Origin of the sequence: Shewanella xiamenensis (assembly GCF_024971755.1) — a bacterium.
In the GTDB taxonomy this organism is placed as follows: Bacteria; Pseudomonadota; Gammaproteobacteria; order Enterobacterales; family Shewanellaceae; genus Shewanella; species Shewanella xiamenensis.
Genome location: NZ_CP079718.1, coordinates 2,028,467 through 2,043,334, shown reverse-complemented (window position 1 = coordinate 2,043,334; position 14,868 = coordinate 2,028,467). Strand labels below are relative to the sequence as shown.

General features: G+C 48.5%; 13 protein-coding genes and 1 other annotated feature. Of the genes, 11 read left to right on the top strand and 2 right to left on the bottom strand.

Annotated features, from left to right (window positions below):
- Positions 1-163: 163 nt before the first annotated feature.
- On the bottom strand, positions 164-784 hold the full coding sequence (locus KXJ80_RS10180; protein ID WP_037420004.1) for an L-threonylcarbamoyladenylate synthase: 621 nt from the start codon (positions 782-784) through the stop codon (positions 164-166).
- Complete coding sequence (gene rnm / locus KXJ80_RS10175; protein ID WP_037420012.1) at positions 781-1,641, bottom strand: RNase RNM; 861 nt, start codon at positions 1,639-1,641, stop codon at positions 781-783. Before rnm ends, KXJ80_RS10180 begins: the two co-directional genes overlap by 4 nt.
- Positions 1,642-1,851: 210 nt before the next feature.
- Positions 1,852-1,957: a sequence feature (Trp leader region), on the top strand.
- Positions 1,958-2,009: 52 nt separating this feature from the next.
- On the opposite strand from rnm, the gene KXJ80_RS10170 reads away from it, so the two are divergent.
- The 11 genes from KXJ80_RS10170 (at position 2,010) to pubC (ending at position 14,766) form a co-directional block, all read left to right on the top strand.
- On the top strand, positions 2,010-3,698 hold the full coding sequence (locus KXJ80_RS10170) for an anthranilate synthase component 1 (RefSeq protein WP_218738813.1): 1,689 nt from the start codon (positions 2,010-2,012) through the stop codon (positions 3,696-3,698).
- 13 nt (positions 3,699-3,711) lie between these two features.
- Positions 3,712-4,320: an aminodeoxychorismate/anthranilate synthase component II gene (locus KXJ80_RS10165; RefSeq protein ID WP_218738814.1), complete on the top strand. Its 609-nt coding sequence runs from the start codon at positions 3,712-3,714 to the stop codon at positions 4,318-4,320.
- On the top strand, positions 4,320-5,363 hold the full coding sequence (gene trpD, locus KXJ80_RS10160; protein WP_218738815.1) for an anthranilate phosphoribosyltransferase: 1,044 nt from the start codon (positions 4,320-4,322) through the stop codon (positions 5,361-5,363). Before KXJ80_RS10165 ends, trpD begins: the two co-directional genes overlap by 1 nt.
- A gap of 77 nt (positions 5,364-5,440) precedes the next feature.
- Entirely contained in the window at positions 5,441-6,850 is a 1,410-nt protein-coding gene (trpCF, locus tag KXJ80_RS10155) for a bifunctional indole-3-glycerol-phosphate synthase TrpC/phosphoribosylanthranilate isomerase TrpF (RefSeq protein WP_256931166.1), read from the top strand.
- Positions 6,851-6,958: 108 nt separating this feature from the next.
- Positions 6,959-8,149 carry a tryptophan synthase subunit beta gene (trpB, locus tag KXJ80_RS10150; RefSeq protein WP_218738817.1) on the top strand — a complete coding sequence of 397 codons (1,191 nt, stop codon included), beginning with the start codon at positions 6,959-6,961 and terminating at the stop codon, positions 8,147-8,149.
- Positions 8,150-8,154: 5 nt separating this feature from the next.
- Positions 8,155-8,991: a tryptophan synthase subunit alpha gene (trpA, locus tag KXJ80_RS10145; protein ID WP_218738818.1), complete on the top strand. Its 837-nt coding sequence runs from the start codon at positions 8,155-8,157 to the stop codon at positions 8,989-8,991.
- Positions 8,992-9,217: 226 nt separating this feature from the next.
- Positions 9,218-9,643 (top strand): glycerate kinase, encoded by a 426-nt coding sequence (locus KXJ80_RS10140; RefSeq protein WP_218738819.1) that lies wholly within the window; start codon positions 9,218-9,220, stop codon positions 9,641-9,643.
- A gap of 193 nt (positions 9,644-9,836) precedes the next feature.
- The gene (locus KXJ80_RS10135) at positions 9,837-10,121 is read left to right on the top strand and encodes a DUF2798 domain-containing protein (protein WP_218738820.1); all 285 of its coding nucleotides are present in this window, start codon (positions 9,837-9,839) and stop codon (positions 10,119-10,121) included.
- Between the two features lie 579 nt (positions 10,122-10,700).
- Complete coding sequence (locus KXJ80_RS10130; RefSeq protein WP_218738821.1) at positions 10,701-12,197, top strand: lysine N(6)-hydroxylase/L-ornithine N(5)-oxygenase family protein; 1,497 nt, start codon at positions 10,701-10,703, stop codon at positions 12,195-12,197.
- Positions 12,197-12,880 carry a GNAT family N-acetyltransferase gene (locus KXJ80_RS10125; protein WP_218738822.1) on the top strand — a complete coding sequence of 228 codons (684 nt, stop codon included), beginning with the start codon at positions 12,197-12,199 and terminating at the stop codon, positions 12,878-12,880. Before KXJ80_RS10130 ends, KXJ80_RS10125 begins: the two co-directional genes overlap by 1 nt.
- Positions 12,877-14,766 (top strand): putrebactin synthase, encoded by a 1,890-nt coding sequence (pubC, locus tag KXJ80_RS10120; protein ID WP_218738823.1) that lies wholly within the window; start codon positions 12,877-12,879, stop codon positions 14,764-14,766. Before KXJ80_RS10125 ends, pubC begins: the two co-directional genes overlap by 4 nt.
- Positions 14,767-14,868: the final 102 nt, after the last annotated feature.

Below are 14,868 nucleotides of genomic sequence, written 5' to 3'. Positions count from 1 at the left end.
CGCCATTCCCAAGCAAACAGTATCAGTCTCATTAAGTCGAGTTGACTCGCTTCTTCGCAAACGCGCGATTATACCCGTAATTTAGTGTCGATAAAACTGCCAAATGACGGTTTTATCGGGCTAACATACGCTGCCACACACTATCGCTGAGACAAACCTGATTTTACAGAAACGGAGTCACATCCCCAGCGCCTTCACGCAGGACTTCGAACCCATCTTCCGACATATCGATGACTGTAGTTGGCTTTTCACCTAAATAACCACCATGAATAATCACATCCACTTGATGCTCTAACAGGTCGCGAATATGTTCAGGGTCCGACTCGGCAAATTCTGCGTTTGGCATCACCAAACTGGTCGACATCAACGGCGCATCTAACGCCTCGAGCAGTGCTAAGGCAATCACATTGTCTGGCACGCGGATACCAATGGTTTTTTTCTTGTCATTTTGCAGACGACGGGGGACTTCCTTACTCGCCTTAAAAATGAAAGTGTACGGCCCTGGCGTACAACTTTTTAGGATGCGATAGGCCTGATTATCCACCTTGGCGTAGGTCGCTAATTCAGATAAGTCACGGCACATTAACGAGAAATTATGATCGTGTTCGATTTGACGAATGCGAGTAATGCGCGTCATTGCGTCTTTCTCACCGATCATGCAACCGAGGGCATAACCCGAATCGGTTGGATACACAATTACGCCGCCGGACTTCAGCACAGCCACGGCTTGACTAATCAAACGTGTCTGTGGATTTACTTCGTGTACATAAAAAAATTGACTCATGGTCGTTCCACCCAAGATCCCGACTGCCAGACCCAATCAATACCTTGAGGCTGGTAGAGATTTTTACCTAATTCAATCCAATTGCTTGGAAAGTGAAAATCACTTCCTATCGATGCAAGCAACTGATTTTGGACACTCAGCGCCACTAAATTGGCCCTATCATCCACCGTTTGCTGGCCGAGCACCACTTCCATGGCATCCCCACCAGCTTCTTTAAATTCTCGCACTAAACGCTTTAACCACTTGGCAGACAGCTTATAACCACTCGGATGTGCCAATACCGCGAGCCCGCCCGCGTTGTGGATCACCTTAATTGCGCTGGCCATATCGCCCCAATTATTGGGCACATAACCCGTCTTACCACGGGCTAAGTAACGCTTAAATACACTGGGCATATCCACCGCATAACCGTGATCGGCAAGCCAACGAGCATAGTGACCACGGCTTAACGCTGCGCCTGCCGCAATTGCTTTTGCGCCCTCATAGGCGCCTTCGATCCCGGCTTTAGCCAATCGATGGCCGATTTCTTCGGCGCGAAGCTCACGTAACTCACGCTGGTTTTCTAAAAACGTTAATAACTCTGTGTGGGTTTCATCGAAGTTGAGCGCCACAATGTGAATATCGTAACTATTCCAGCGGGTTGAAATCTCAACCCCAGAAATCAGCTTTAACGGTTCGGTCTGCGCTTGATTGAAGGCGCGGGCTTCACTTAAGCCTGCAACCGTATCGTGATCCGTTATCGCAAATAACTGCACGCCCTTTTCAAGGGCTCTGGCGACCAGCTCGGACGGCGTGAGATGACCGTCAGATGCGGTCGTGTGGCTGTGCAAGTCAGCCAAGATGCTTTGAGTATTCATGCCGTTATTGTACGTTAATTTAAGATGAAATGTGCATTTATCTCACACTTTATCCAGCAGGAACCGCATTTGACACAGTGAGTTAGCCACATGAATCCATCATTTTGAAAAATATTCAATTGACTTTCGCCTCAGGCTCATGTTTTCTATAGCTCAACTAACGAATTATTGAGACCCTTTTGAATGACCCATACTAACGCTTCTTTCAACATCATTTGGTGGTGGCACTTCCCAACGTAGCGGGTGGTGTGAAGCTCTGTGCTCATTTGAAAGTAACAGAATCAACAAAAGCCCGCAGAAATGCGGGCTTTTTTGTTGGTGCGAAAAATGTCTGCAACGCGGTAAACGGATAAAAGCGAGATAACAGCATGACCCTAAAGACATTTAATCAGGTTACCCAAGCCGATGGAGGGAATTTCCCCTCGCCACCGCAGACATTTGCACGTTCACACACGATCAAGGCCACCTTGGCATACCATAGCGATCCGCTGCGTTTGTACCAACACATCACTCAAAATGCGCCCCATACCATGTTGTTGGAATCAGCAGAAATAAACAGCAAGGAAAATCTTAAGAGCATGGTGATGACCCATGCGGCGCTGATGATCCGCTGCGACGGGTATTGTTTACGCTTTAGCGCACTGAGCGACAATGGTGCCAGTTTACTTGCCCCCATCGAGCAATTTTTTAGTGCTCGCTCAAGCCAAACTCAATGCCAACACGATGGCCATAACCTAGTGGTCACGCTGCAAAAGGATACCGAGCTTAAGGACGAAGATGCCCGCTTAAAGTCCACCTCGCCACTTGATGGTTTACGCTTGTTTGTTAAACATATCGACTGTGGTCAAACGCCGGCATTCGAAGACTTATTTTTAGGTGGCGTACTTTCCTACGATTTAATTGATACAGTGGAGCCACTGCCTAAAGCACCAAATGGTGCAAATGATTGCCCTGATTATTTATTTTATCTCGCCGAAACCTTAATTCTTATTGATCACAAGCAAAAACAAGCCGAAATCATCACCCACAATTTTAGTGAAGGTTCTGCAAAACAGGTTGAGGTGACCCAAGCCTTAGCCAAACGAGCTAGCCACATTAGCGCTGACTGCCAAACCTTAGCCAATGATATTGAACCTGCGCCCGCACTGGTTGGGATAACAGCGACTGAGCAAGTCAATATCAGTGATGAGGCCTTTAAACAAACCGTTATCGATTTAAAAGAACACATTGTTGCGGGCGATATCTTCCAAGTGGTGCCCTCACGCAGTTTTAGCCTGCCTTGCCCTAATACCTTAGGTGCTTACCGCGCACTGCGATTAACCAATCCCAGCCCGTATATGTTTTATTTCAGAGGACATGACTTTACCCTGTTTGGTGCCTCGCCAGAGAGCGCGCTGAAGTTTGATTCCAGCAATAATCAGGTCGAGGTTTATCCCATCGCAGGTACCCGTAAGCGCGGCAAAACCGCCACTGGCGAGATTGATTTCGACCTCGATAGCCGTATCGAACTCGAACTGCGTTTAGATAAAAAAGAGCTCTCCGAGCACTTAATGTTGGTTGATTTAGCCCGTAATGATATCGCTCGAATCAGCCAAAGTGGCAGTCGTAAAGTGGCCGAGTTACTTAAAGTCGACCGTTATTCCCACGTAATGCACTTAGTCAGCCGCGTTACTGGCCAATTACGCCAAGACTTAGATGCGCTCCACGCCTACCAAGCCTGTATGAACATGGGCACTTTAGTTGGCGCGCCCAAAGTACGTGCCTCGCAATTGGTGCGTCAGGCGGAAAAGACCCGCCGAGGCAGCTATGGCGGCGCCGTAGGTTACCTCAACGCCCTTGGGGATATGGACACTTGCATTGTGATCCGCTCCGCCTTTGTGAAAGACGGCGTAGCCCATATCCAAGCGGGAGCTGGCGTAGTATTTGACTCAGATCCTCAAAGTGAAGCCGATGAAACCCGCCAAAAGGCGCAGGCAGTGATTTCAGCCATCAAAATGGGCGCAGGCTTGGATGAAAGCCATCAAGCAACTGCGACCACTTCGACTGAACAACAATGATAAGGAGCCTAAGATGAAACTCTATTTACTCGATAACTTTGACTCCTTCACCTACAACTTAGTCGACCAATTTAGAAGCCTTGGCTGTGAAGTAGTGATCTACCGTAACGATGTTGCCGCCGACTATATTGCCGACAAGCTGTTGGCGGAAACCGAGCCTAGCGCCTTAGTCTTATCGCCAGGCCCAGGTGCGCCCCATGAAGCGGGCTCCATGATGGAGCTAATAGACAAAGTCGCGGGCAAAGTGCCTATGCTGGGGATCTGTCTAGGTCATCAAGCCATGGTGGAATATTACGGCGGTAAAGTGGAGCGCGCGCCTTTTGTCGTGCACGGTAAAGCCAGTCCCACCTTCCATAATGGTGAAGGCGTGTTTGCTAACTTACCTTCGCCCTTACCTGTCGCCCGCTACCACAGCTTAGTGGCCACAAAAGTACCTGATTGTCTTGACGTTATTGCCACCACAGAAGATATGCCCATGGCGATTTTGCATGCAAAGCACAGGGCGGTGGGTTTTCAGTTTCACCCTGAATCCATTTTAACGACCTTGGGCAGCACATTGTTAACCCAAACCTTAAGCTTTTTGACTCAAGACATCGCCCACAATACCGCAGGAGCGCAATAATGAATGCAACATCGATTCAGCCCCTGCTCGATATTTTGTTTCAGGGCAAGGCATTAACACGCGAGCAAACCGCCAGCCTCTTTAGCGCCCTTATCCAAGGTGAAATGAATGAAACCGTGATGGCGGGCATGTTAATGGCGCTTAAAATTCGCGGCGAAACCATTGCCGAAATCAGTGGCGCTGCCGATGCGATGCGCGCCGCCGCTAAGCCATTCCCCTACCCAGCCTCAAGCCGTAGCCAAGGAATTATCGATATCGTCGGCACCGGTGGTGATGGTTTTAATACCATCAATATTTCCACCACAGCCGCCTTTGTCGCGGCAGCCGCTGGCGCCAAGGTCGCAAAACACGGTAATCGTTCCGTCTCGAGCAAATCGGGCTCGTCAGATTTACTCGCCCAATTTGGCATCGATTTAACCATGTCACCCGAGCAGGCGAGCCGCTGCCTCGAATCACTCAATCTGTGCTTCCTGTTTGCGCCCCACTACCATGGCGGTGTCAAACATGCAGTGCCTGTGCGCCAAGCCCTGAAAACTCGCACCTTATTCAATGTGTTAGGGCCATTGATTAACCCAGCGCGCCCAGAATTTATGTTGCTTGGGGTATATAGCCCAGAGCTGGTGACGCCTATCGCCCGCGTACTGCAAGCCCTTGGCACGCAAAGAGCCATGGTAGTACATGGCAGTGGTTTAGATGAAGTGGCGCTCCATGGCAGCACCCAAGTCGCCGAACTCAAAGACGGTGAGATTATTGAATATCAATTAACGCCGGCGGATTTTGGTGTGCCGCAGGCCCAAATTAGTGAGCTTGAAGGGGGCGAACCTGCGCAAAACGCCCAAATCACGCAATCAATTTTGCAAGGACAAGGCAGCGATGCCCACACCCATGCGGTTGCCATCAATGCGGGTTGTGCCTTATATCTGTGTGGCCTATCGGACTCAGTCAAAACCGGCACCGCCCTTGCGCTCAATACCATAAAAAGCGGCAAAGCCTTTGAATTACTGAATCAACTCGCTAAAGTCAGCAGCGAAGCACAGGAATAATGACCATGGCACAGGTTCAACAACCCGACGCGCATCGCTCGGAAGATAATCAAGCATCGCAGGATGTAAGGGGTAGCATGCAAACCAGCACCGCAAAAGCCAACGTTTTAACCCGTATCGTCGATACTAAGGCCGCCCATATCGCCGCACTTAAGTTGCGCTTTCCTGAAGACAGCTTAACCCCAAAAATCTCGGACCGTAGTCTATTTGCCGCCTTAAAAGCCCCGAAGGCGGGTTATATTTTAGAGTGCAAAAAAGCCAGTCCATCCAAAGGCTTAATCCGTAAAGACTTTGATGTCGAAGCCATCGCCTCGATTTATGCCAAGTATGCTGCGGGGATTTCGATCTTAACCGATGAGCAATTTTTCCAAGGGGACATGGGCTATATCCCGAAAGTGCGGGCCAAAGTGAGCCAACCGATTCTGTGTAAAGACTTTTTTGTTGATGAATATCAAATCAAATTAGCGGCTCATCAGGGTGCCGATGCGATTCTGTTGATGCTTTCTGTGCTCGATGATGAGCGATATCAGCAACTTGCCAGCGAAGCGGCCAAGTATCAACTCGATGTATTGACCGAAGTCAGTAATGAGGAAGAACTAAGACGAGCCATCGCCTTAAATGCACCGATTATTGGTATTAATAACCGTAATTTGCGAGATTTAAGTACCGATTTAGCCACCACAGAAGCCCTTGCGCCACACATTGGCAGCGATCGCGTGGTGATCAGCGAATCGGGTATTTACACTAACGATCAAGTACGCCGCTTAAGTCCATTGGTCGATGGCTTCTTGGTCGGTAGCTCGATTATGGCCGAAGAAGACATTGATTTAGCCTGTCGTAAATTGATCTTCGGTCACAATAAAGTCTGCGGTCTCACCCGCCTTGAGGATATTCAAGCAGCAGCCACTGCGGGCGCAGTTTATGCTGGACTCATTTTTGCTGAAAAATCACCACGCGCGCTCACTAAAGATGCCGCCAAACAGTTAGTCGAGCAATACCGTGCCGCCAACTTGCCCGCCATTGAGTTTATAGGGGTGTTCGTTAACAGCGAGCCAGAGCTAATCGCAAGTATCGCCAAAGCATGTGATTTAGCCGCAGTGCAACTGCACGGCAATGAAACCGAGTTAGAAATTACTGAGCTAAGCCAATTGTTACAACAGGCAGGACTGAACACCCAAATTTGGAAGGCGGTCAGTGTTGATGCCCAAAGCAGCGAACTTGCTGCTATGCCAAGAGGTGTGCAGCGTTATCTCTTCGATAGCAAGAATGACGCAGGTTTTGGTGGTACTGGGCAAGCCTTTGATTGGCAACTCCCCATTGCCCATAAAGCCGAGGCCATGCTCGCGGGTGGCCTCAATGCGGACAATGCTGCCCGTGCCAATGCTCAAGGTTTTTACGGTTTAGATTTTAACTCTGGCCTCGAAACCGCCCCTGGCATTAAGTCGGCAGAGAAGATCCAAGCGGCATTTAGTCAATTACGACTCTAGACCCACTTTTATAAAAAACTGTGCAAAGCACAGGCTAGCAAGAATTGAAACTCGATGGCGTTAACCTAAACAGCAATCGAAACAAATAAATAGGATAAGGAACAAGGTATGTCACAGTTAAAGCTTAACCCTTATTTCGGCGAATACGGTGGTATGTATGTACCACAGATTTTAGTCCCAGCCCTCAAGCAACTCGAAAGTGCCTTTGTTGAAGCGCAAACCGATGAGTCCTTCCAAGCCGAGTTTACTGACTTACTAAAAAACTACGCGGGTCGCCCCACCGCGCTCACCTTAACCCGCAATTTAAGCCCCAATCCCATGGTTAAAATCTACCTCAAGCGGGAAGATTTACTCCACGGCGGCGCCCATAAAACCAACCAGGTATTAGGCCAAGCGTTACTGGCTAAGCGTATGGGTAAAAAAGAAATCATTGCCGAAACGGGTGCAGGCCAACACGGTGTTGCCACCGCCCTTGCCTGTGCACTGCTGGGATTAAAATGCAAAGTGTATATGGGCGCGAAAGACGTTGCCCGCCAATCACCTAACGTATTTAGAATGCGGCTGATGGGCGCCGAGGTTATCCCTGTAACCTCTGGTTCTGCCACCTTAAAAGACGCCTGTAACGAGGCGATGCGCGACTGGTCTGGTAGCTACGAAAAAGCCCACTATCTGCTCGGCACAGCTGCTGGACCACATCCGTTCCCGACCATAGTGCGTGAATTCCAACGTATTATTGGTGAAGAAACCAAAAAACAAATACTTGAGCGCGAAGGTCGCCTGCCCGATGCGGTCATCGCCTGTGTCGGCGGCGGCTCCAATGCTATCGGGATGTTTGCCGACTTTATTGATGAAGCCAATGTTGAGCTGATTGGCGTCGAGCCTGCGGGTAAAGGTATTGATACCCATATGCACGGCGCGCCGCTAAAACATGGTAAAACCGGGATTTTCTTTGGTATGAAAGCCCCATTGATGCAGGACAACGAAGGCCAAATCGAAGAGTCTTACTCGATTTCAGCAGGATTAGACTTTCCCTCGGTCGGCCCGCAGCATGCCCATTTGAACGCCATCGGCCGTGCCCGCTATGAATCGGCCACCGATGATGAAGCCCTAGAAGCCTTCCAATTACTGGCTCGCAGCGAAGGGATTATTCCGGCGCTCGAATCGGCCCACGCCCTAGCCTATGCAATGCGTCTGGCGAAAGAGTGCACCAAAGAGACCATTTTGGTTGTCAACCTCTCAGGCCGAGGCGATAAGGATATTTTCACTGTGTCAGACATTTTAAACGGTAAAGAGGAATAACTAAGATGAGCAGCATTTCAAACCAAACTATCCCTCATCAAGCTGGCCGTTATCACGCCGCTTTTAGCCGTTTAAAAGCCGAAGGCCGCGGCGCTTTTGTGCCCTTTGTTACTTTGGGTGATCCTAGTCCTGAGCTGTCACTGAAAATTATCGACACCTTAGTGCAAAACGGTGCCGATGCGCTGGAGTTAGGCTTTCCCTTCTCTGATCCGCTCGCCGATGGCCCCGTGATCCAAGGCGCAAATCTCAGAGCCTTAGCCGCGGGTACAACACCAACAGCCTGCTTTGAATTGCTGGCCAAGATCCGCGCTAAATACCCTGAACTTCCAATTGGGTTATTGCTGTACGCGAACCTCGTATTCGCCAATGGGATCGATGCTTTTTATGCCAAAGCGCAGCAAGCGGGCGTGGATTCAGTGTTAATTGCCGATGTGCCAGTTGAAGAAGCTGCACCATTTGTTCAAGCGGCCAAAGCCCATGGCATTGCGCCAATTTTTATTGCGCCGCCCAATGCCGACAGTGACACCCTTGCGAAGGTCAGCCAAAGTGGTGAAGGCTATACCTATCTATTGTCCCGCGCCGGTGTAACAGGCACAGATACTAAGGCTGGTACGCCCGTTGAAGACATTTTAGCTAAGCTGCAAGCATTTAATGCGCCGCCACCGCTATTAGGCTTTGGGATTGCAGAGCCTGCTCAAGTGAGCGCCGCCATTCAAGCAGGCGCCGCGGGTGCGATTTCTGGCTCAGCCGTAGTTAAAATTATCGAAACCTATCAACAGGATGAAGTGAAACTACTAGCAGCATTAGGCGATTTTACCCGCGCGATGAAAGCGGCAACCTAATCTATTCATCTGAATAACATCCCGATTTAGGGCCAAATCAGCAGAGTTGGCCCTTTTTTATATATTCCCCATAGCAGTAACAACCATGGCTAGCACAGAATCAACAGCATCTTAAAACTGTCAAACCCAAGGCTTATATTAGGATCTGTGTCTCATGCGTTTACGAGATAAATGTTAATATAGCGCAAATAATATCGACGCTTTTGTTATGGTAAATGGACTTTATATGCAGTATCGGATCTATATTCTCGACGTCACACCTTGGGGCTGTGGTTTTCAAGGTGAAGTCGCCGCCCAATGGGATAATGGCGCTCCAGTGTGGTTTTACTATCAAGGCAATGATCAACAAGCTAAGCAACGTTTCCCCGTCAATCAATGGGTGACGGTTGAACTGTTTGGCCGTTTAGCCAAGGCAAATTTGCAAACCGACATTATTGAACATCGCCAAAGTCTGCAATTCCCCAAACATAATTGTCACTTTGAGGCCTCGGGACAAATTGTTGAAATCACCCAAACGCCTGATGATACTGTATATTTACTGCAATCAAGTTTCACCCTACCCTTTGATAATGAACTTGGTACCTCACCAATTTCTCGCGGTCATTGGGTCAACGTTACCGGGGAATTATGGGCAACCAATTGGCAAACCTAGGCGATAAAACGATTAGTTCTGATTATTCACCCAATGCAAAACGACCAGTATCGGTCTGTATCACCATAGCTTTTGCCGTGTTTTGCTCCTAAAATGGCGAACGGATTGCGCTTTGGGTTTACATAAATACATGTAAATCTTAAGCACTAATCAGCAAGCTCTTTCGCCTAAGTCACCCCCTGTTGAGGTTTCCATGTCCAGCTTACACTCTGTAACAACAAATAAAAGCCGCACTATTTTTGGTACACCAAAGTTACCCGCAAAATACGCCACAGTTGTGATGCCATTTTTTCTTTCTATTTTAATGAGTTGTATCGTTTCTGGGATCAGTACTTTTAATGGTGTCGGCGCATCAGCACAATTTGTTGAGCTCTGGTTGAGCGCATGGTTTATCTCTTGGGTGGTGGCATTCCCGACTCTGCTGATGGTATTGCCCCTAGTGCGTAAACTTACCGCCGCTTTTGTGCAATTACCTTAGGCCTTTGCTTCTCCCTCTGCTTTTGACTCCACAAAAAGCCATTTTTAAGATGGCTTTTACGTTTGCTTATCCAATCTTTTATAGCTGACTAGCAGTGTTAATTGACGAACTAATTCGGATTTACAGTCGATTTACACTCAGCAGTTATTCACACTTTCGTTGCCTCCTCAAAAGCCACTAAAAGCAATTAGGGCAAAATATCACCAACCAAAAAAAACAACTTAATCAACTGTTTTTAAATAAATATTATTTTTGGTGATACATTTAGACACCTCTTAGACCTTCCTTCTTCCCCATTGATCAACTCACCGACAAACCGTATTTCAGCCTTTTATTTAACAGTCAAAAGTACGACTCATCCGACAAGCACTAAATGAGAATGATTTGCATTTGTAATTTTTATGATGCTAATTTATTCCTCGTTGCACTGAGCGAGTAATAGCAAAACAAGCGGTAAAGCTCCTGTTCGGCAGCACAAAAGAATGATTCATAAAGCAACTTTAGAGAGGTCCACTCATCTACTCATCCATCAGTCGATGGTGGCTGCAACCGTTTTAATAGGAATTCAAGGAGGCGTAAGTGACTACCCCAAAAAAGGAAACTGATCGTACGATTTACGATCTACTCGGCATTGGCATAGGCCCATTTAATTTAGGACTGGCGGCTCTATGTGAACCTCTTAATAACTTCAGCTGTTTATTTTTAGATGCTAAAACCGAGTTTGATTGGCACCCGGGTATGCTGATCAACTCCTCTCGATTACAAACACCTTTTATGTCCGATTTGGTCACTATGGCCGATCCGACAAGTCGTTTTAGTTATCTTAACTTTGCCAAACAAACAGGCCGACTCTATTCCTTTTATATCCGTGAAAACTTCTTTCTCCCAAGGCATGAATATAACCAATATTGCCAATGGGTTAGCACACAACTATCCAATCTGAGATTCAGTTTTAAGGTCACACAATTAGATTACAACGCCGGTGAAGGCATCTACCATGTTACGGGAGTAGATAGACGCAGTGGTAAACCCCACACTTATCGCTGCCGCAAACTGGTATTAGGTACTGGCACGACTCCCTATCTACCCGATAATTGCCCAATTCAAGACCCGCGTGTCATGCACAGCGCCAGCTATATCCGGCAAAAAGCCTACTTGCAAAGCCAAAGCGCCATTACCGTGATTGGCAGTGGCCAAAGTGCAGCGGAAATCTTTTACGATCTTCTACAAGACATTGATATTTATGATTATCAACTAAATTGGATGACCCGCTCGCCACGCTTTTATCCGCTGGAATACACCAAACTCACCCTAGAGATGACCTCACCAGATTATGTGGATTATTTCCACGAACTGTCGCCGGAAAAACGCCATCACTTAATCGCAGAGCAAAAGTCCCTCTACAAGGGGATCAATGCCGAGCTAATCAACGATATTTATGACCTGCTTTACCAAAAGCGTTTAGTCAGCGATATCCAATGCCAGCTGCTGACTAACGTGGCACTGACAGCAATCGATACCTCGGGCGACAAGCTGACACTCAAGTTCAACCACCTCGAGCAAGAATATGCCTTCGAGCAACTGACAGGTGCCGTCGTCTTAGGCACTGGCTATCAATATCGTTTACCCGAGTTTATTCAAGCGATTAAATCACAAATCGAATTTGATGATCGTGGCCAACTCGCCATCCAGCGGGATTATGGCATCGATGTCAGAGGCGATATTTTTATCCAAAATGCGGGCCTACATACCCATGGCATTAGCTCACCCGATTTGGGTATGGGCTGCTATCGCAATGCCATCATTCTGCAAGCGGTTTTAGGTTACGCCCCCTATCCGATTGAAACGCGGATCGCCTTCCAAACCTTTGACCCCAACAACATCAACGACGCGAAAAACCAACCCGTCGAAAGCAACACTCACTCAGCGGTTACATCTTCTAAGCCTTGTCAGGAGTCAAATCCGTCAGCCAAGCCCACGCAACAACCCAGTAATGAGCCACAAACCGTGCTGCGGATAAGTCCTTCAGGAGGCAGTGTGTCGGTCTTGATGGCGCCGAACAAGGAGGCGCAGTAATGACCAGCCAATGGAGTCGCCACTGTGCGGCCTCACTCTCAAAACCCATTGTGGTCAATGAGTTTGTGTTTAAACCACTCAATCTCCCGCAACAGCTGTCTATGTTGCAGCACTGGTTTAACCAAGACTATGCCCGCTTTTGGGGGATGCAGGGGATGAGTCTCGATGCACTTGCTCAAGCGATGGCGCCAAGCGAGCACAAGCTCGCGCTGATCGGTGAATGGCAAGCCAAACCGCTGTTTATGGTGGAGTTATACGATCCTGCCCACGATGAAGTGGGTGAGCATTACGCCGTAGAGCGGCTCGATTGCGGTATGCACCTCATCCTCGCGCCACTTGAGGGCAAGCCTGTTCATGGCTTGTCTGGCCAAGTGATGCAGGCTATTGCCGAGCTTATTCTCGACAAGTTCGCCTTTAAACGAATGGTGGTCGAGCCGGATCAGCAAAATCACAAGATCCACCGCTTAAATAGCCAAATTGGGATCCGCTACCAAAAAGCCATTCAAATGCGCAGCAAAGCCGCATTCCTCGGTTTTTGTAGCGCCGAGAGTCGCCAATTAGCGCAAAAGACCAGCACACCTTTTATGCCGCGCACTGTCCCCCTAGCAACTCAAGCAACTCAAGCAACTCATGCGACCCACGCAACCGCTGTTAACCCTATCATTTTGCAGGTAAACCGATGAACTTAGCCACTAACCGCGCATTATTCAAGCCATTCACTCAAGCCGAATTCCCCACGCTGGAGGCCGCTGCCCACACGCACGTCCCCGCCCACTTAATGCCGGAATATTGGCAGGCAGCCAATCGCCATTTAGTGAAGAAAATCCTCTGCGAATTTACCCATGAGAAGATAATCACCCCACAAATTTATCGCCAAGCGGCAGGTATCAATCACTATGAACTTAGGCTCAAGGACTGCACCTATTACTTCAGCGCGCGCCATTATCAGCTCGACCACCTTGATATCGCGACAGATTCTATCCGAGTCACCAGTGCGGGCACTGAAAGACCCCTCGATGCCATGAGGCTGATAATCAGCTTAAAGAATGTGCTTGGCATCAGTGAAACCCTGCTGCCCACTTACCTTGAGGAAATCACTAGTACCCTCTACAGCAAGGCCTACAAGTTGGCCCATCAAGCCATCCCCGCCGCTACACTCGCTAAGGCCGATTATCAAACTATTGAGGCGGGCATGACCGAGGGGCATCCGGTATTTATTGCCAACAATGGCCGCATTGGTTTTGATATGCAGGACTATTACCAATTTGCCCCCGAGAGTGCCAGCGCGCTTCAGCTAGTGTGGATTGCGGTACGTAAGGACAAAACCACCTTCTCCGCTCTCGAAGGATTAGACCATGATAGTTTGTTAAAACAAGAGCTTGGTGAACAGTTCACCGAGTTTCAACAACACTTAAGCGCACTGGGACAAGCGGCCGATAGCTTTTATTTTATGCCCGTTCATCCGTGGCAATGGCGCGAAAAAATTGCCCGCACCTTTGCTGGCGAAATCGCCCGCGGCGACATTATTTACCTAGGCGAAAGCCAAGATTGCTACCAAGTTCAGCAATCGATCCGCACCTTCTTTAACTTAAGTGCGCCGCAAAAATGCTACGTCAAAACCGCGCTTTCTATCTTAAATATGGGCTTTATGCGCGGGCTTTCGCCGCTGTATATGAGCTGCACCCCGCAGATCAACGCTTGGGTAGCCAAGCTTATAGAAAGCGACAGCTATTTTGCCGAGCAAGGTTTTGTGATCCTCAAAGAAATCGCCGCGATTGGTTATCACCACAGGTATTACGAAGAGGCTCTCACCCAAGATAGCGCCTATAAAAAAATGCTGTCAGCGCTGTGGCGCGAAAGTCCACTGCCGCATATTGAGCCGCAGCAAAACCTGATGACCATGGCGGCGCTATTACACATAGATCATCAAGAACAGGCACTTATTGCTGCGCTAATTGAGCACTCAGGCTTAAGCGCCAAGGAGTGGGTTACGCGTTATCTCAATCTCTACTTATCGCCATTACTGCACGCCTTCTTTGCCTACGATCTGGTGTTTATGCCCCATGGCGAGAACCTGATTTTAGTGCTCGATGCTGGCATCCCGGTCAAAATATTGATGAAGGACATCGGCGAAGAAGTCGCGGTATTGAACGGTAGTGAACCATTGCCGCAAGAGGTGCAACGCCTTGCGGTCGAGCTTGAAGAAGAGATGAAGCTCAACTATATCTTGCTCGATATTTTCGATTGTATTTTCCGTTACTTAGCGCCAATTCTGGATAAGCACACCGAGGTGAGCGAAGCGCTGTTTTGGGCGCTTGTGGCTGATAATGTGCGCGACTATCAAGCGCAGCATCCGCAGTTGGCGGACAAATTTGCACAATACGATCTCTTTAAAGACAGCTTCGTCCGCACTTGCCTGAATCGCATTCAGCTCAATAACAACCAGCAGATGATTGACCTTGCCGACAGGGAAAAAAATCTGCGCTTTGCGGGTGGACTTGATAATCCGCTGGCCGCCTTTAGGCAAAGCCATGCCTTTGGAAATCAGAAGCTTAAACCCAAATCCTAAATCACTTTTAACCTTGAGTGGGCCTTACGCCCACTCTGGGCACGCGTCTGTGCCCAAAAACAACCTAGTCAATCAAACAGCCTAAATGGAATTTAAGATCAT